This window comes from Sulfurimonas sp. (assembly GCF_029027585.1).
In the GTDB taxonomy this organism is placed as follows: domain Bacteria; phylum Campylobacterota; class Campylobacteria; order Campylobacterales; family Sulfurimonadaceae; genus Sulfurimonas.
The window spans coordinates 550901-568350 of the sequence record NZ_CP093397.1; the positions used below are offsets into that span (position 1 = coordinate 550901).

Annotated in this window: 20 protein-coding genes; 3 read left to right on the forward strand and 17 right to left on the reverse strand. The window is 30.0% G+C overall.

The window, feature by feature from the left end:
* Window positions 1-21: 21 nt before the first annotated feature.
* From MOV50_RS02925 to MOV50_RS02945, 5 genes are read right to left on the reverse strand one after another with little or no spacing between them, the layout of a single operon-like run.
* Window positions 22-945: a hypothetical protein gene (locus MOV50_RS02925; protein ID WP_321778922.1), complete on the reverse strand. Its 924-nt coding sequence runs from the start codon at window positions 943-945 to the stop codon at window positions 22-24.
* A complete protein-coding gene (locus tag MOV50_RS02930) occupies window positions 942-1685 on the reverse strand; it encodes an ABC transporter ATP-binding protein (protein ID WP_321778923.1) in 744 nt (247 codons plus the stop codon). The genes MOV50_RS02925 and MOV50_RS02930 overlap by 4 nt, the downstream gene beginning before the upstream one ends.
* Window positions 1686-1688: 3 nt before the next feature.
* A complete protein-coding gene (locus tag MOV50_RS02935) occupies window positions 1689-2480 on the reverse strand; it encodes an ABC transporter permease (RefSeq protein WP_321778924.1) in 792 nt (263 codons plus the stop codon).
* The gene (locus tag MOV50_RS02940) at window positions 2467-3657 is read right to left on the reverse strand and encodes a hypothetical protein (RefSeq protein ID WP_321778925.1); all 1191 of its coding nucleotides are present in this window, start codon (window positions 3655-3657) and stop codon (window positions 2467-2469) included. The genes MOV50_RS02935 and MOV50_RS02940 overlap by 14 nt, the downstream gene beginning before the upstream one ends.
* Window positions 3654-4283, reverse strand: a complete 630-nt coding sequence (locus MOV50_RS02945; RefSeq protein ID WP_321778926.1) for a class I SAM-dependent methyltransferase — start codon at window positions 4281-4283, stop codon at window positions 3654-3656. Before MOV50_RS02945 ends, MOV50_RS02940 begins: the two co-directional genes overlap by 4 nt.
* 107 nt (window positions 4284-4390) lie before the next feature.
* Between MOV50_RS02945 and MOV50_RS02950 the strand changes: the two genes are divergently transcribed.
* A complete protein-coding gene (locus tag MOV50_RS02950) occupies window positions 4391-4777 on the forward strand; it encodes a hypothetical protein (RefSeq protein WP_321778927.1) in 387 nt (128 codons plus the stop codon).
* A gap of 266 nt (window positions 4778-5043) precedes the next feature.
* On the opposite strand, the gene ilvC is transcribed toward MOV50_RS02950, so the two are convergent.
* A complete protein-coding gene (gene ilvC, locus MOV50_RS02955) occupies window positions 5044-6066 on the reverse strand; it encodes a ketol-acid reductoisomerase (protein WP_321778928.1) in 1023 nt (340 codons plus the stop codon).
* Window positions 6067-6180: 114 nt separating this feature from the next.
* Here ilvC and MOV50_RS02960 point away from each other — a divergent pair, with 114 nt between their 5' ends.
* A complete protein-coding gene (locus MOV50_RS02960; RefSeq protein WP_321778929.1) occupies window positions 6181-6801 on the forward strand; it encodes a hypothetical protein in 621 nt (206 codons plus the stop codon).
* On the opposite strand, the gene ruvX is transcribed toward MOV50_RS02960, so the two are convergent.
* From ruvX to MOV50_RS03005, 9 genes are read right to left on the reverse strand one after another with little or no spacing between them, the layout of a single operon-like run.
* Window positions 6779-7186 (reverse strand): Holliday junction resolvase RuvX, encoded by a 408-nt coding sequence (gene ruvX, locus MOV50_RS02965; protein WP_321779633.1) that lies wholly within the window; start codon window positions 7184-7186, stop codon window positions 6779-6781. The two genes, MOV50_RS02960 and ruvX, sit on opposite strands and share 23 nt — an antisense overlap.
* Window positions 7187-7190: 4 nt before the next feature.
* Window positions 7191-8531, reverse strand: a complete 1341-nt coding sequence (gene mnmE / locus MOV50_RS02970) for a tRNA uridine-5-carboxymethylaminomethyl(34) synthesis GTPase MnmE (protein WP_321778930.1) — start codon at window positions 8529-8531, stop codon at window positions 7191-7193.
* Complete coding sequence (locus tag MOV50_RS02975; RefSeq protein ID WP_321778931.1) at window positions 8532-9434, reverse strand: Jag N-terminal domain-containing protein; 903 nt, start codon at window positions 9432-9434, stop codon at window positions 8532-8534.
* Window positions 9427-11094, reverse strand: coding sequence for a membrane protein insertase YidC (gene yidC, locus MOV50_RS02980; RefSeq protein WP_321778932.1), 1668 nt, complete (start codon window positions 11092-11094; stop codon window positions 9427-9429). The genes MOV50_RS02975 and yidC overlap by 8 nt, the downstream gene beginning before the upstream one ends.
* Window positions 11088-11423: a membrane protein insertion efficiency factor YidD gene (yidD, locus tag MOV50_RS02985; protein WP_321778933.1), complete on the reverse strand. Its 336-nt coding sequence runs from the start codon at window positions 11421-11423 to the stop codon at window positions 11088-11090. The genes yidC and yidD overlap by 7 nt, the downstream gene beginning before the upstream one ends.
* Entirely contained in the window at window positions 11424-11768 is a 345-nt protein-coding gene (gene rnpA, locus MOV50_RS02990; protein ID WP_321779634.1) for a ribonuclease P protein component, read from the reverse strand.
* The gene (gene rpmH, locus MOV50_RS02995) at window positions 11756-11890 is read right to left on the reverse strand and encodes a 50S ribosomal protein L34 (RefSeq protein ID WP_207561291.1); all 135 of its coding nucleotides are present in this window, start codon (window positions 11888-11890) and stop codon (window positions 11756-11758) included. Before rpmH ends, rnpA begins: the two co-directional genes overlap by 13 nt.
* Window positions 11891-11949: 59 nt before the next feature.
* Window positions 11950-12303, reverse strand: a complete 354-nt coding sequence (locus MOV50_RS03000) for a hypothetical protein (RefSeq protein ID WP_321778934.1) — start codon at window positions 12301-12303, stop codon at window positions 11950-11952.
* 25 nt (window positions 12304-12328) lie between these two features.
* Window positions 12329-14848: an ATP-dependent Clp protease ATP-binding subunit gene (locus MOV50_RS03005; RefSeq protein WP_321778935.1), complete on the reverse strand. Its 2520-nt coding sequence runs from the start codon at window positions 14846-14848 to the stop codon at window positions 12329-12331.
* A 152-nt stretch (window positions 14849-15000) separates the two neighbouring features.
* On the opposite strand from MOV50_RS03005, the gene MOV50_RS03010 reads away from it, so the two are divergent.
* Window positions 15001-15681, forward strand: a complete 681-nt coding sequence (locus MOV50_RS03010) for a nitroreductase (RefSeq protein ID WP_321778936.1) — start codon at window positions 15001-15003, stop codon at window positions 15679-15681.
* Here MOV50_RS03010 and MOV50_RS03015 read toward each other — a convergent pair.
* Window positions 15671-16537 carry a 1-aminocyclopropane-1-carboxylate deaminase gene (locus MOV50_RS03015; protein ID WP_321778937.1) on the reverse strand — a complete coding sequence of 289 codons (867 nt, stop codon included), beginning with the start codon at window positions 16535-16537 and terminating at the stop codon, window positions 15671-15673. The genes MOV50_RS03010 and MOV50_RS03015 overlap by 11 nt on opposite strands.
* 59 nt (window positions 16538-16596) lie before the next feature.
* Entirely contained in the window at window positions 16597-17433 is an 837-nt protein-coding gene (locus MOV50_RS03020) for a peptidyl-prolyl cis-trans isomerase (protein ID WP_321778938.1), read from the reverse strand.
* Window positions 17434-17450 lie beyond the last annotated feature (17 nt).

Genomic DNA, 17450 nt, shown 5'->3' on the forward strand with positions numbered 1-17450 from the left:
TTTTTTGCTTAAAAACTTTGTTTAAATGTAAATTATTAAATCATCACTGTTAAAGCATCTATGAACATATTTTTTATGAAATAGCATATTACTTTTTAATACTCTTTGTCTACTAACAACAAATGATTTTTTGTTATTTAAATTGAAAATAAGCATTTGCATTGTATCAAATGAAACACTATTAATGACATTATTTTTTGAAACTAAATAAAATAAATCACTAAGACTTGTTTTGCCTCGTAAATCCAAATCTACCAGCTCATAATCATTTTTATCATTGTCTTTGTCTTTTTGAGTCCCTATATGGATTATTTTAAAACCTGTTTTTTTTAATTCCTCAGCATAATTAATAAGCCGTTTTCGTTGATTTGCAAAAATCCTAAATTTTCCAGAATGAACATAATTATTGAATAATATATATCGTTCTCCCTCTTTTAACAAAGAATCTAAATTACTATTTTTTATTATAAAATCACTTGGTTTGCCAATTACACGACTATTGGTTATTTTTAAAAAATTGTTAATTCTATTTACGAGACTAATACATAATGGTTCTATAATTTTATTATAAGTTGTGTCTACAAATAGTATTTGATTTGTTGATTTGTTGAAAAATGATATAAATTCTACTTTAGTGATAATTAAATCAAATTTATCAAAGTTAACATTATCAAAAAAATTTATATTATTAAACTTAGCATATTTTATAGCATTATCAGGAAGGCTTGCCTCCACTTCAAATCCATATTTTATTAACTCTTGTATAGCTGGTTCAAAAAATAATATATCTCCAAAATGCATAATTTGATAATCATTGAAATAAAATAAGATTTTTCTATTCTTATTTTTATTCTTATTTTTTATGTATAAACCATCTTTTATTTTCTCTTTCAAAAAAAATATTTGGAATTTATTAAAAAATCTTCTTAGGATATAGTTATTCATAATAAAGAGTCTTGATATTTTTCTAAACAACTATCAACAGCACCTATAAATTTTACTTCACCAGATTCTAACCATATAGCCTTATTACAGTATTCTTTAATAATAGCATCAGAATGTGAAGCTAAAAATAGAATATCTGACTTATCTAAATATTCATCAAGTCGTTGCTTAGATTTTACTATAAAGTTTTTATCTCCCGTTAGTATCATCTCATCCATTATCAAAATATTAAAATTAAAAGAAGTTGCTATACTAAACATCAGTCTAAGTCTCATACCTGATGAATAAGTTGAAAGTGGCATATCAATAAAAGTTCCTAATTCTGAAAATTCAATAATATCTTCGATTTTAGAATTGATTGTTTTTTTATCTAGTCCTAAATAATAACCTCTTAAAAAAATATTTTCTATTCCAGTAGCACTTTCATCTATGCCTAGGCTGATATCAAGCATAGGAGCGATACTACCTTTTATTTGTAAAATACCTTCACTTGGACTATAAATACCTGAAAGAACTTTTAATAAAGTACTTTTTCCAGAGCCATTCAAACCTACAATACCCACTCTATCTCCAGAGTTAAAATCACAAGTTATACTATTTAATGCTCTTACATATAAATGCTCATTACTAATAATTTTACCTCGTATGCCATTATTAATAATTGTTGATTTAAAAGATCTTGAATGATTTGATAAGACAATATAATCTAACGACAGCTTACTTAATTTAATATAACTCATTCTTTAAATCCATAACGAAATTTTTTTATGAAATTTCTTGAAAATATACAAAGAAATGCTTAAACCAACAACACCTGTTATACTAGACACAAGTACAATTTTCTCCATATTTTCAGCAGGTATAAAAACACCTCTTATGAGTTCCACAAAATAATAAAATAAATTATAATCAATAATAAATCTTGAATTACCAATGCTATTTGCAGTCCAAATAACTGGTGTTACAAAAAAGATAGGTTGTATCATAGTTGATATAAATTGTTGTACATCTCTAAATCTAAGTGAAACAATCGATAAAAGGATAGAAATCCATATCAGATTCAGGTTCAATATAAACAAGTTAAAGATAAAAAACAATAAAGAGTAAAAATTGAAATCTATATCAAAAATGAAAATAGTTAAAATTGCAATTGGAATATTATGTAAAAAAATAATATTATTCCTGACAACAATTCTAAATATAAAAGCTAAATAAGGTACTTTTATTTGTGTTATATATCCACCATAATCTATAAAACAACCACAAGATTCTAAAACTGTTGAAGTTATAAATATCCAAGTAATAATCCCAAATGCTAGATATGGAATATATGTGTGAATATCGACAGATAATAGTTTTGAATATACTAGAGATATTGAACTTATGAATATAATAATAGCAAGTGATATCCAAAATGGACCTAAAAAAGTTCTTTTATATTTAGAAGTTATATCTTTCCATGCTAAATTAATCCACAGTGGATACCTTTTAAAAAGTAAAAATATCTCTTCGTTTAAGAAATTATTTTGTTTCATTAGTAATAAGTCCATTTAGTAAAAACATAATATATTCTGGATGATAGTTTATGTATCCATATTTTTTATCTATATCATAATCTATTTTAGAAAAAACATATTTATTAATATTTATCTTTTTCACTCTTTTATATGAGCACTTATTTGTAGTAACAAATAACATATTTTTGTGAAAAAATTGATGACCGTCATTAGAGTTTATATAATGAAGTGCCAATATTTTTGTTTCTGTAATATTTGTTAAAGGCCAAAATATTGAATTTACTGCGATTACATAAGGGTTTATCTCTTTCAATAATTTTAGGGTATCATTAATGTTATTTGGTATTACATTACTAAACAACTTATGTTGAGTAATTTTTTCTAATAAAATTTGGTTATTTTCTAGTTCTTTTATTTGGCGATTATTTTCTATAGTTTTATTAATTATCCTTTTGGTGTCATATCTAAGTTTATTTTGTTGATTAATTATATCTTTCATCTTGGTAAATAAAACAACGCTAAATCCATCTACTAGTAAATAATCTACTAACTGTAATATATAAGGATATACATACTCACCACTTCTTGTATCTAAATGTAGAAATACGCATTTTTTATCTTTTTGACTATCTATTACATTTTGCAAATTAGAATCTTTAAGATTAATAATTTCCAATGATTTTTCTAATCCATTATTGTTTTTCAAGCCAAACTGTTTACATACAGCTTGAATACGAGATAGTTTATTATAACCATTTACGCAATATACAAAATGGTAAATATCTGCTTTATTTTTATCATAGTCAATATCCCCTAAGTCTAAGCATTTCCAATATACTGGTCTAGGAGAATGAAAAGTATGGATTTCATCAAAAATATTGAGTTGTTTTGCTATATATACAAGATTTGCATTATTGTAGTTGTTGTTAGCACTACCAATATATACAATAAACTTTTTATTTTTAAGTTTTAGTTGTTTTTTTATGTCCATAAAAGCAGGTATGCCATATAAAAAATCGCCTATTCCACAATAAATAGTAAGAATAAAATCTTTTTCATAATTAAGAGTATATGGCTTATAGAAATGAACTAATTTTTTATATTTATATACATATTTATATTTTAAATACACATAAATATCATATTGTTTTTCAGATATTCCGTTAAATAATAATCTCTTAATAAAATTAATCATATTTTCTTAAATACTGCACTTAAAATATTTGGTAAATTTTCATCATAGGGAGTACGAATAATATCTTCTATATTAGAATTACCTACAAGCTCATACCCGATACTCGCAAAAAACTTCGTAAGAGATGGTAAGTTAAAATGCCATAAATGCTCATCCTCTCTTCTATGTTTCCAATTATCAAACCATTCTGCTGACAAATTATGACACCAAGGAACAGAGATATAAACATACTTTGTATTTAGATTTTTTATTTCATAAATATCATCAAAATGTTCTAGTGAGTCAAAAAAACAAATAACATCATAGTTATCATCATAAATACTTTCAACAGTTTTTATATGTTTAGGTAATGGATACATAGGTGGTATATCTGAACCAACACATTTTTCAATGTACTTCGAAGCAGTTTTTAAAAAATCACCATTACCATAGCCAACATCTAAAATAGATGAAATCTTTTCATCTTTTAAAACACCTAACAAATATCCAAGTCGTGAGAAAGACATATTTTCCCCACTGTTATAAGTATTATATCTATTATTTATATAACGCTCATCATAAGATATTTTATTAATCTTTATTTGTTTAATTACACCATTGGAATCTAGTTTATAATTATTTAACATTTTCTTTAATTCTCCATAAAATATACTATTAGTGAATTATAGACTATTAGTTCTTAACTACTACTTACTATTAGTAAAATATCACACTAATAGTCAAGGAAATAATAATGGAGTTATTTGAAAAAATTAATTATCTTATAAATGAAAAAGGGATGAATAAAAAAGAATTTGCAAATAAATTTTTATCTTTAGAACCTAAGCTTAGAACGACAGGCGAAGCCCCTGGTTTAGCTAGTATATATAGCTATTTAACAGGAAAAAGGGAGATAAAAGTAGAACTTATTCCATATATTGCTGAAACTTTAGAAGTTAAGGAACAAGAACTTTTTGAATTTAACATTGAGTATTTAGCTGAGTATAACTATGCTCAGTCAAAAGAAGTAAGAGAGATTGTAAAACTACTGGAGTATCTTCCGACTACAGCTATTAAAAATTTGAAATTAAAACTAGAGGAGTATAAAAAATTATGTAAAGAAGGGTTTGATATATCTTAATAAAAGGGTTGATTAGACCCTTCTATAATACTAACTAAGTTGAGTTAAATACCCAATAATCAGCATTACTACTAGAAACTTAACGAACATGCTCTGTCCTATTATGGCACTCCCACCCAACACTACCCACGATTTTTTTTGCAAAAAAAAAGCCCAACTACTAAAAAGTAGTTGGGCTTCAGTGCCGTATGTTAAGTAATCAACTCAACAGAAAAAGCATGTTGTGTTTCTAATACAGCCTAATTATACCATAATTGTATAAATAATTAGTTTGTTTCTTTATTAACGATTTTATTAGAACCAATCCAAGGCATCATTTCACGAAGTTTATTACCAGTTTTAGTGATAAGTTTTTCTTTGTCATTTGCACGCTCAGCATTCATACGAGGATAACCTGATTGACCTTCTAAGATGAAGTCTTTTGCAAATCTACCATCTTGAATCTCTGTTAAGATATCTTTCATAGCTTGTTTAGACTCAGCATTTATAACGCGATTACCAGAAACATAATCACCATATTCAGCAGTATTAGAGATAGAATATCTCATATCAGCAATTCCACCTTCAAACATTAAATCAACGATTAGTTTAAGTTCGTGTAAACACTCAAAGTATGCAAGTTCAGGAGCATAACCAGCTTCTGTTAAAGTTTCAAAACCAGCTTGAACTAGAGCAACTGTACCACCACAAAGAACAGCTTGTTCTCCAAAAAGGTCAGTTTCAGTTTCATCTTTAAAAGTAGTTTCGATAATAGCAGTTCTACCGCCACCAATAGCAGATGCATAAGAAAGTGCTAAATCTTTAGTGTTACCACTTGGATCTTGACCAACAGCGATTAAATCTGGAATACCACCACCACGAACAAACTCTGAACGAACCGTGTGTCCTGGAGCTTTTGGAGCAATCATTGTTACATTGATATTACTAGCTGGGCTAATACGACCATAGTGAATATTAAAACCATGACCAAATGCGATAGTTGCACCATCTTGTAAATTTGGAGCTATTTCGTTGCTATAAATTTCTGATTGATTTTCATCTGGAAGAAGAATCATAACCATATCAGCTTTTGCAGTTGCCTCTGCTACTGTAAAAACATCAAAGTTTTTAGCTTCAGCTTTAGCCCATGAAGAACCACTTTTACGAAGACCAACAATAACATTAACACCGCTATCTCTTAAGTTTTCTGCGTGTGCGTGTCCCTGAGAACCAAAACCTATCATTGCAACCGTTTTGCTTTTGATTAGGTCTAAACTAGTGTCTTTGTCATAATAAACATTTAATGCCATCGTATTTCCTTGGATTATTTAGATAAATATAGGCTTAATCGCCTAGTAAATTTGTTGCATTATACTCAATTAAAGCAAAAACTTTTATAATGTCAAAACAAATTAGGAGAAAGTATGAAAAAGTTTAATCTTTTTAATGAAATAATAATAACAAATAAGCAAAAATTGCTAACTGCCATAAACTCAAAGAAGCTTTTTGGCATCTGTATTGAGGGAAATATAATCTATGAACCTTTTGCAGATAATGAGATATTTATCTACAAAGGGCAACCAGAAATAGTTGAAGATTTTAAAAAAGTATTGGGTCGTAACTATCAACTTGTTGAAGATGGCGACAGAGTTCTTATAAAAGCTTTTTCAAACTGGCAAGAACTTATAGGTATAAACACTCCCAACTCATCTTATGATGATACAACAGCGGATGGAGTTGGTGAGTTTGCGGACAAAAGTTTAGAAGATATTGGTTGGCATATTGCAGAGTTTAGCGTTGATTATAGAACTTTAGTTGAGCTCTTAGAAGAAAAATGTGAAGGCACTGTTTTATGTATAGAGCAAGTTGAACCTTATCAGTTTAGCGGACTTGGATATTTGAGCGATAACAAACATGCTAAAGAAGTTCTTTTTGATTATTGCAAAGCTATAGTAAAAGACAAAACAGAAAATGACCCTGATTTTTCCATAGATGGTTTAACTGATGATGAAGAAGATGCCGCTAAGTTTTTTGGGATTGTTTGATTTTTCTCAAATATCTTTGTAAAATAATCATAGCTGAGATGGAATCAATTCTTCCATCTCTTATCTGCTTTATCTCGCCTTTTATCAAAGCTTCTGCTTCTTTAGAACTTCCTGCTTCATCTTGAAAAAACACTTCACCTTTAAAATCAACTAGATTCATAAAGTGAGCGATTCGTCTTTTCATCTCATCTTCACTACTTCCACCAAGAGGAACTCCAACAACAACAGCATCTACTTCCCACTCATCAATAATTTTTTTTACTTCAGTAGATGCTTGGTTTCGATTTTTTCTTATCACTGCTTTAAGTGGAGTTACTATGTCTTTGTGAGCGGAGTAAGCTAGTCCTATGCGTTTAAGACCTAAATCTATTGCAATATATTTCATTTTTTTATTTACCCAAACAAAACGAGCCAAACATCTTGTCTAGCATCTCATCATTTTCAAAAGGTCTAGTTATAGATGCCATCTCTTTTACTGCTTCATTTAGGTGAAAAGAAAATATTTCTAGTTCTTGGGTCTCAAGTGGAGAGAGTGCTTCTTGAATGTTTGTAAGTGTGTTTTGCACAGCTAATATTTGCCTTTGAGAAATCAACATTATTTCATCTGAAAAATTAGTTCTATCCATAATATTTTCTAAAAGTTTTATAAGTGAGATAACATTATCTTTAGAGTTTAACTCTAAATCAAATTTTATATTTTCATTTTTAAACTTTTGTTTTAAATCTATTTTATTTTTTATATATATTAAATTTTTATTTTCTTTATTTTTTTCCAACAGCTTTAAAATTTCTTCATCTTCATTATCCATCTCACGACCGCTATCAAATAAAACCACTACTATATCACTTTCTTTTATCGCTTCTAAGCTTCGTTCTATACCTATGCGTTCTATCTCATCATTTGCTTCTCTTATGCCTGCTGTATCAACTATACGAATCAAATGACTACCAATCTTTACTTGTTCTTCTATCGTATCTCTAGTTGTTCCTGCTATCTCACTAACTATGGCTCTGTTAAAATTTAAAAGTGCATTTAAAAGTGAGCTTTTGCCAACATTTGGTTTTCCAACTATCGCTACTTTAAAACCTTGCATCAAACCTTCTCTCTGCTTTGAAGCTACAAGAGTTGATTCTAAAGAAAGAGTTAGTTGTGAAAGTTTTTCTTCTATCTGATTTACTAAATCTTGTGGTAAATCTTCTTGGGCATAGTCAATAGTAACTTCAGAATAAGCCAATATATGAATTATCTCATCTCTAATCTGTTCTATATAATCTTTGAGTGAGCCTTTCATTTGTTGTGCTAAAATCTTAGCCGCATCTTCACTTTTTGCTTCTATAAGTTGTGCTATTGCTTCTGCTTCACTCAAATCAATTCGACCATTAAAAAAAGCTCTTTTTGAAAACTCACCAGCTGTTGCAAGTCTTGCTCCAGCTTCAAGAGTAGCCTTTAAAATACTTTGAGCAACTATGAAACCACCATGACACTGAATCTCTACTACATCTTCTGCTGTAAAAGAAAAAGGAGCCTTGAAGTAAATAACAATAGCCTCATCTATTAAGTCTTTTTTAGAGTTGTGTATTGTAGTTAAACTAGCGTATCTTGGGGGGAAATCTTTTTTAGGGGAGAGTTTTTTTAAAATTTCTAAAGCTCTATCTCCGCTAATGCGAATAATTGCGATAGAGCCTATGCCATTAGCAGTTGCTATGGCTGAAATTGTATCATTTTCCATTTATGAATGGTAATCATTTATGATGATATACTTTAAACCATCTCTAGTTGAACGAATCGCCACATATTTATCTGGGTACATATCACGAAGTTCTCGCAAAGCAATCTGAACAAGAACACCATCTAAAATCTTAGTTTGCGCTCTTCCATCTCTATCAACATTTTCTTTCACACCGCTCAAATATCTTGAAACAGATTCTTCTTGATTTTTCAAAAATTCTGCAATTTCAAGACGAAGTTGCAGTTGATATTTTGTATTTATCCAATTAAAAATCATATACGAAAGGGCTTTATATCTATAACCTTCTTTACCAATTAAAAGCGCAGCATCTTCACCTTTAAACTCTACTAAAAGTGTATTTTCATCATATACACTAACTTCAATTTTTTCTATCTCAAAACAAATTGATGAAAAAAGATTGTTTATCTCTTTTTGTACAACTTTTGCCGTTTCTCGTATATCATCAGAATCTACATTATCATACTCATCATCATAATCAGCTAAGAAAGAGGACGCATCACTGTCTTCTTCATCTTCTTCATCTTGAGTGCTTACAAATGATTCTGGCATAATTGTATCATTTAAAATTGTATGAGATTTTTTATTTTGTTCTTTTTTGAGTTCTGTTTTTAAAGTGGATTTTTTTGGTTTTTCTTTTGGCTTTGGTTTTTTATTTTGAACTTCTTTTAGCTCACTTTTGCCTGTAACTTTTTCTTCTTTGTTTGTATTCTCGGTGTTCACTTCTTTTGCCGCAACAATTATTGCCGTTTTTTTAAACAAACCTAAAAAACCACTGCTTGGATATTGTACAACTTCTATTTTAAGTTGCGTAACAGAACATTCCAACGAAGAAGAAGCATCTTGATATGCTTCTTCTAATGTTGTAGATTCTATTTTAATCATTGTTCTTTCCAGACTTTTTTTCTATCTGTTTTGCTTTTACTTCTTCTTTATGTTCTTCTTTTATAGCATGTTTACTAAGAGCTATCTCTGCATCTTGGGCATTTTTAAACTGAGTATTTACAATAAACTGTTGCCCAATTGAAAAAAGATTATTTACAAACCAGTAAAGAACTAAACCAGATGGAAATGTTAAGAAGAAAAATGTAAATATCACAGGTAAGTATTTGAATACTTTTTCTTGTATAGGGTCTGTAAAGTTTGTTGGCGTAAGTCTTTGTTGGTAAAACATTGAAGCACCCATCAAGATAGGTAGAACATAAAATTCATCCATACGAGAAAGGTCTGTTACCCACATAATCCACGGAGCACCTTGTAGTTCAACTGCATTTAAAAGTACACGATAAATCGCAAAAAATACAGGGATTTGTAAAATCATTGGTAAACAACCACCAAGTGGATTTGCTTTATGTTTTTTATACATATCCATAACTGCTTTATTCATTCGTTGTGGATCACTTTTGTATTTTTTCTGAATTTCTTTAATCTGTGGTGAAATTGCCTTAATTTTTTGCATTGACATCATACCTTTATATGTCAATGGGTAAAGAAGTGTTCTTATCATAAGAGTTAATGCAATGATTGACCAACCCCAGTTTCCAAAAATTCCATGTAACCAAGAAAGAAGTTGAAAAAGTGGTCTTGAAGCAAAAGTGAACCAACCATATTCTATTGCATTTGTTAAAACAGGTTTAATGTTTTTAAGAACTTTATACTCTTTTTGTCCAACATAACCATGAAATACCATAGTTTGTAAAGCATCAAAATATATAACTGGATTATCATCCCTATCTCTTTCAACTATGATATTTGTATTTTTAGAAAAACCATACATTAAAGTCGTTGAATATTGGTCAAATGCTGAAATCAATTCAACACCGCTAAATGTTTTTCTTCCTTCAGCATCTCCATCTGTAATGATTGTAGCTATATCATCATCAGTATAAATCATAGCACCAACAACAGTCATCATCTGTTCAGTTTCATTTACTCTTGGTCTTTGACCTAAATAGACAAAATATCTTTTATCTTGAGATAGTGAAACTTTTGCATCATAATGTCCATCATCATAAAAAGTAAGTTCTTTTGTAACGGTTAAAGTTGATAACTTTTGAGTTAACACTACTTTTTTTGCTACTCCATCAAGAGTCGATTCTCTAATATTTGCCGTATAAGCAACATTCATAGCTTCATTATTAAGTGCTTCATCTAAAAATCTAAGGAAAAGTGGCTTCATTCCTGTTTTTGAAATCAACTGAGCATGTTGGTCGTCTTTTGTTTTAAACTTATTTTGAAGAAGTTCTTTTGAACTAATACGACCTAAAGTATCTACTTTAAGGATATAATCTTTGTTTGTAACTGTTAAAATTACACTTTTGTCCTCTGCACCATACTTTTCTTCTGATGATATCTCATGACCTACAACATCTTGCATGTTTATATTTGTTTGCGTTGAAGACAAAGTTTTTTGAATTGCCTGAGCATCTAGAACTTTTTTTTCTGGTTCTATTGGTGGAACTATCGCTGTATATCCCACGAAAAAAATTACTGATAATGCTACTGCTAACATTAATCTCTGATTTGCTGAAAGTTTATCTAACACTGCTTCCCTTTGTATGAAAAATTTTTTATTATATAAAAACGGTTTTTTTTATTTGGAACCAACCAATATTTTATAGAATCTAACCCTAAATTTTTGGGCTTTATAGACAGTTTATCAAGGAGTGGATACTCTATGCCACCGTCAAATAATTGATTACAACGAAGTATTCTAGTCAAACTATGGTAAAAAGCACTTAAAATTGAGTTGTTTTGGAAGTTAATTCGTGCAAATTCACTACAAGATGGGTAATATCTACAACTTCCAAAGCCTATAAGAGTAAAAAACTTTTGATATACCCATAATAATTTTAATAAAAAGACTCTTAGCATCTATGTTTCCTTAAATACTTTTGAGCGATTTAAAACTTTTTTAAAATCATTTTGAAGTTGTTGATGAGAGATTTCATTGATTGCTTGTTTTGCTACAAAGATGTATGTTCCATCTTTTAATTTTTGAGAGTAGGCACAAAACAAAGCCCTAAGTCTTCTTTTTGCTCTATTTCTTTTAACAGCATTTCCAATTTTTTTTGTTGCTGTAAAACCAACTTTGCTAGTTAGCTCTTTTTGTAGGTGGAAAAGCACAACACTCGAAGAGTGTATGTTTTTTCCTTTTTTATAAATATACTGAAACTCTTTGTTGAGTTTGAGCGTATCAAATCCGCCTAAACTGACAATCTTTTACGACCTTTAGCGCGACGACGGTTTAAAACTCTACGACCATTTTTTGTTGCCATTCTAGCTCTGAAGCCATGAGTTCTTTTTCTAGGTGTACTATGTGGTTGGTATGTTCTTTTCACGACATATCCTTATTTAAAATTAAGTCCGCAATGTTACATAAAAATTACTTAAAGTGTGGTTAATAGTTTAAAAAATCTTTTAAAGATTCTTTTTTAGATTGTTTAAATGGTGAAGAAGTGTCAAATATTTTTTCATCTTCTCCAACATGACAATCTCTACAAGCTTGAATCACATCATGCTCTCTTACATTTGCTTTATTTATTTTTGACATTGGGTGACAAGAAAAACAATCATCTCCGCACTCTGCCATAGTATTTGGTTCAGCAGAGTGACACTTAATACAAGTTAGCATAGGCTTATGTCTTAAATCTTCATTTATTGTAGGTATAAGTTTAGGGTGACAGGTTAAACAATCACCAGTACAAGCAAATAAAGATAATGTAAATAATAAGATTAATATAAAATATTTCATAATAAAATTATATCCTCTCTTTTATTTACTTCACACTAACTTTTATTTCTCCCTCAAGCATAAAAAATTCTACCTTAGAACCTTCATCAACTTTTCCCTCTAATATAAGGTCGGCAAGTTTATCCTCAACTACCTCATATAAAGCTCTCTTAAGTGGTCTAGCTCCATAATCTTCATCAAACCCAGCCTCTGCTATATATGCTTTTGCTTCATCTGTAATGCTTAGTTCTATACCTCTTTGTTGGACTTTTTTTCTTATCTCATCAAAAAATATATCTACAATTTTTAAAATCTCTCCACGACCAAGAGAATTAAACTCTATTATGTCATCGAGTCTATTTAAAAATTCTGGTTTAAAATATTGTTTTAACTCTTTTACATTTGAAGTTAAGATTATGATAGTGTTACTAAAATCTACTGTAACACCTTTGTTATCAGTTAATCGTCCATCATCTAAAACTTGAAGCAACATATTAAAAACATCAGGATGTGCTTTTTCAACCTCATCAAATAAAATCACACTGTATGGTTTTCTTCTAACTGCTTCTGTAAGCTGACCACCCTCTTCATAACCAACATATCCAGGTGCTGCACCTATTAAACGAGAAACGGAATGTTTTTCCATATACTCACTCATATCTAGCCGTATCATCGCATCTTGGCTATCAAACAAAAACTTAGCCAAAGTTTTAGCAGTTTGAGTTTTACCAACTCCAGTTGGTCCTAAAAATAAAAAACTACCTATTGGCGTGTTTGCATCTGAGAGTCCAGCTTTGTTTCTTTTTATAGCACGAGAAACAGCATGGATAGCTTTTTCTTGACCTACTACTTCACTATTTAATTCCGCTTCAACATTTAGTATTTTATCTTTATCTTTTTGAAGCATTTTATTTACAGGTATATTTGTCCATCTTGAAATGATAGATGCTATTGCCTCTTCATCAACACTATTTTTTAAAAGTGTCCCTGCTTCTTGAAGTTTCTCCCACGATTTGTTTATATTTTTTTCTTCTTCGAGCAAAGCTGGGATTTCTCCATATTCTATCTCTGCTGCGCGGTTAAAGTCTGCGGTATTTTTAGCATTTGTAGCTTCTTTTCTTTTTGATTCTATCTCATTTTTTATACCTGAAATTCTTTCAAAAACCTCTTTTTCACTAGCAAATTGCACCTCTAATGTTCTAACATTTTCCTCAATATCTGCTAACTCTTTTGTTATTTCTAAAAGTCTTTTTTCATTCGCTGGAGTTTTTTCCATCTTTAGAGCTTCTTGTTCTACATGTAACTCTGAACTTTTTCTCTTTGCTGTACTTAAAACATTTGGCTCTGACTCTATTTGCATTTTAAGTTCAGCTGCCGCTTCATCGATTAAGTCTATCGCTTTATCTGGTAAAAATCTATCTGCTATATATCTGTCTGAGAGTTTTGCAGCTGCGACTAAAGCGCTATCAGTAATAGTTACATTATGATGCGTTTCTAAACGCTCTTTTATCCCTCTTAGTATTTGTAGAGATTGATTTACAGTTGGTTCATCAAGAGTAATCGGTAAAAATCTTCTTTGTAGTGCCATATCTTTTTCAAAAAACTTCCTATATTCTTTTAAAGTTGTAGCACCTATTGTGTGAAGTTCTCCACGAGCAAGAGCTGGTTTTAAGATATTTGCCGCATCCATACTGCCTTCACTTGCCCCTGCTCCAACTATAGTATGTATTTCATCTATAAAAAGAATTATATTACCACTCTTTTTAACTTCATCTATAACAGATTTAAGTCTATCTTCAAACTCTCCACGATACTTTGCACCAGCGATTAAAGCGCTCATATCAAGAGCAATTAATCTTTTATTTTGTAAAGAAGTTGGAACTTTTCCATCACTTATTCTTTGTGCTAAACCTTCAACTAAAGCTGTTTTACCAACTCCTGGTTCACCTAAAAGCATAGGATTGTTTTTAGTTTTACGAATTAAAATTTGCATCATTCTAGTTATCTCTTCATCTCGCCCTATTACAGGAGAAAGTTTACCTTCACTAGCCTCTGTTGTTAAGTCTATGCCATATTTTGCTAAAGATTCTAAAGTTTCATCAGAACTTTGAGAGTCGATTTTAACTCCACCCCTAGAACTTTCTAAGTTTTTTGCCAATTCTGAAACATCTATATATTTTTTTAAAATAGTTGAATATGGTTCTTTTTTTAAATTTGCTAAGATAAAAGTATCTACTGCTAAGAATGAGTCCCCATTTTTTGTCATAAGTCCAGCACCATTTTCTAAGGTTTGTACAAAATCTTTAGAAAGTTTTATGCTCTCTTTTGAAACAGTTGAAGACTTTGGTAGTTTTTCACTTAAACTTTTTACATCTAACTCCATTGCAATTTTATCAATGTTCATTTTATTAAACATTTGATTTAAAACAGAATTAGAATTTGTTAAAAGTGCCCATAAAAAATGTATGCTCACAACTTCTTGATTTTTATTATGTAAAGCCAAAGAAATTGAAGATTCTATAGCTTCAGTCATATTATGTGTTAATTTCTCAAATATGTTATTCATAAATTGTCCTTTTTGTATTTTATGTAATAATTATATCACATTGAGTCTATCCATGTCAAGTTAGTTTAGTCATACTGCATTATATATAGTTTTATCTATTTATTAGTAAAACTGTTATAAAATGATAGAAATTAATTTTTTAGGGATAATTTATGCCAACAATACTTGAAGCCATTAATAGCCGTTCTTCAAAACGAGCTTTTCTTCCAAAACCAGTTTCTAAAGAGATTCAAGAAAAAATACTTAAAGCTGCAGGGATGTCACCAAGTGGAGCAAATATGCAACCTTGGATAGTATATGCTGTAAGTAATCAAAAGGTTTTACAAAATATTGGAGATGCAATTATCCAAAAAATGAATTCTGGTGTTGAGCATGACCAATTTATACAATACTATCCAAAAACATGGATAAACCCATATAAAAAGCGTCGCATTGAAACGGGTGTTGGGCTTTATACGCTTATGGAAGTTGGTAGAAAAGACATAGAAAAAAGAACAAAATTATGGCATGACAACTTTAGATGGTTTGGTGCTCAAACAGTATTTTTTATTTTTACAGATAAGGTTAACATAGATGAAGCACAGGGAGCGATTCTTGATTGTGGAGCATATATGCAAAGCATTTTACTCGCTGCTAAAGAGTTCGGACTTGACACTTGTCCACAAGGTTCAACTACTGAGTTTGGCAAAGTAATCGCTAATGTGTTAAAAACGCCTGATAATTTAGCTCTTTTATATAGTGTTGTTATCGGTTATGCAGATGAAGATGCTAAAATCAACTCTTATCAACCCAAAAGAGTTGCACTAGAAGATAGTGTTACTTTTATAGATTAGACTTTCTAGCATCTATGGCTAGATATCTTTGTAACATACTTCCATTTCCACTTACTCCACCGCTATGAATATATAATATTTCTTCTTTAGTTTGACTCAAAAGAGCCTCCCACATAGCTGGTGCATAAAGTAAATCAAACTCTATACCTGCATCTAGTAGTTTTTTATATATTACATAAAATTCTGGATATGGCTTTGCAAAATGATACTTTTTCTTAGGCTCTAAAATAATTAAATTTTTTGGTATTTCTTCTAAAGCTTGCATCTGAGTTTTTAAATACCCTACATCTCCAACACAAGGTGTTGTATATACTTTATACTCAGGTAAAGAAAGAGCCAAAAAAAGAGCCGTAGTACCTGTTCCTGATGGTGTTGCTAGTGATTTTACAGATAAGTTCGCAGCTCTTATCTCTTGTGCTAAAACTTCTAAACCTTTTTTTGCTTCTTGAACTGCTCCACCTTGTTCTATGATAAATGTTTTAGCATCTATACTAACTCTCAAAGAAGATATAAAATCTCGATATAAACTATGCTCTATCTCAATATGCTTCATACCTAAAGTGATAGAATTAAAATAGTTTCCTACTGATGAGAGTTTTTGAGTTTTACTTATTGGTTTTGAGTAGTAAATAAACTCCCAAGCCTTTTCTTTACACATTGCAGCAATAGCGAGCATTGCATTTGACTGAGTTCCACCATAAGAGATTATTTTATCTATTTTATCAGGTGTAGTTTTTAAAAGAGTATAAAGTTTTCTATATTTGTTTCCCGCGAGATATGGGTCTATTAAGTCATCTCTTTTAACAAGAAATTTTCTTGCATCTACACTTAGTTCAGATATCGGAGAATTTTTCATTGCTAAACTCCTTAATCATTGTGTGTTTTTTAAACCAACCTAATTATCAACCATGTAGTTTATTTGATTGTTGCCTTTTTTTCTAACTTTTGCATTTTGCTTTGCATTACAGATTTGAATTTTTCAGCTTTTAGCCTTTTTTCTATAAAAGACTTTACTTCTGTAAAAGCTAAGATTTTTTTAGCTTTTTTATCTTCTATATAAATTACATGAAATCCTGCTTGTGTTTGCACAGGCTCTTTTGACATAGTTCCTACTCTCATGCTAAATGCTGCATCGTTAAATGCTGGAAACATTCTACCGCGAGCGAAATAGTTTAAATCTCCCCCTCTAGGTCCACTTGGTCCTATTGATTTTGATTTTGCCACTTCTATAAACTTAGCTTTTAGTTCAGCTCCCTTAAAAGATTTAAGCTCTTTTATAACTGCCTCTGCTTCTGATTTTGTTTTTACTAAAACATGACGAGCATGAACACTCTCTTTTTCATAAAACTCTTCTTTATTTTTATCATAATAACTTTTCAACTCTTTATTTGAAACTTTTATACTGTCATGAAGATTTTCTTGCCAAATTTTGATTGCTAATTGTTTTTTTATATTTTCTTGAACTTTTTTATACTCATCTTTAAATTTTTTAGATTTCATTACCCCTGTTTTTTTAGCATCACCATAAATCAATTCTTTTGCTATTAACTCTTGTAAAAATTGTTGTCCTAATTTAGCTTGTTTTTCTGCTGGAACTTGGTTGAATCCACCTTTTGTAGCATTCATCAAACCTTCATAAACATCTTTTTGTGTAATTTTTGTTCCATTAACAGTAACAATAGTGTTTGCACTAACAAGTGTAGAAGCAAATAATAATGCAGTAAAAATTTTAGTTATTTTTGTCATTTTCATAATATATATTCCTTTTA

Bases quoted from the DNA above. Each gene is read 5' to 3' on its own strand.
- MOV50_RS02925 (WP_321778922.1), bottom strand. From the start codon at position 945: ATGAATAACTATATCCTAAGAAGATTTTTTAATAAATTCCAAATATTT.
- MOV50_RS02930 (WP_321778923.1), bottom strand. From the start codon at position 1,685: ATGAGTTATATTAAATTAAGTAAGCTGTCGTTAGATTATATTGTCTTA.
- MOV50_RS02935 (WP_321778924.1), bottom strand. From the start codon at position 2,480: ATGAAACAAAATAATTTCTTAAACGAAGAGATATTTTTACTTTTTAAA.
- MOV50_RS02940 (WP_321778925.1), bottom strand. From the start codon at position 3,657: ATGATTAATTTTATTAAGAGATTATTATTTAACGGAATATCTGAAAAA.
- MOV50_RS02945 (WP_321778926.1), bottom strand. From the start codon at position 4,283: ATGTTAAATAATTATAAACTAGATTCCAATGGTGTAATTAAACAAATA.
- MOV50_RS02950 (WP_321778927.1), top strand. From the start codon at position 4,391: ATGGAGTTATTTGAAAAAATTAATTATCTTATAAATGAAAAAGGGATG.
- ilvC (WP_321778928.1), bottom strand. From the start codon at position 6,066: ATGGCATTAAATGTTTATTATGACAAAGACACTAGTTTAGACCTAATC.
- MOV50_RS02960 (WP_321778929.1), top strand. From the start codon at position 6,181: ATGAAAAAGTTTAATCTTTTTAATGAAATAATAATAACAAATAAGCAA.
- ruvX (WP_321779633.1), bottom strand. From the start codon at position 7,186: ATGAAATATATTGCAATAGATTTAGGTCTTAAACGCATAGGACTAGCT.
- mnmE (WP_321778930.1), bottom strand. From the start codon at position 8,531: ATGGAAAATGATACAATTTCAGCCATAGCAACTGCTAATGGCATAGGC.
- MOV50_RS02975 (WP_321778931.1), bottom strand. From the start codon at position 9,434: ATGATTAAAATAGAATCTACAACATTAGAAGAAGCATATCAAGATGCT.
- yidD (WP_321778933.1), bottom strand. From the start codon at position 11,423: ATGCTAAGAGTCTTTTTATTAAAATTATTATGGGTATATCAAAAGTTT.
- MOV50_RS03000 (WP_321778934.1), bottom strand. From the start codon at position 12,303: ATGAAATATTTTATATTAATCTTATTATTTACATTATCTTTATTTGCT.
- MOV50_RS03005 (WP_321778935.1), bottom strand. From the start codon at position 14,848: ATGAATAACATATTTGAGAAATTAACACATAATATGACTGAAGCTATA.
- MOV50_RS03010 (WP_321778936.1), top strand. From the start codon at position 15,001: ATGCCAACAATACTTGAAGCCATTAATAGCCGTTCTTCAAAACGAGCT.
- MOV50_RS03015 (WP_321778937.1), bottom strand. From the start codon at position 16,537: ATGAAAAATTCTCCGATATCTGAACTAAGTGTAGATGCAAGAAAATTT.
- MOV50_RS03020 (WP_321778938.1), bottom strand. From the start codon at position 17,433: ATGAAAATGACAAAAATAACTAAAATTTTTACTGCATTATTATTTGCT.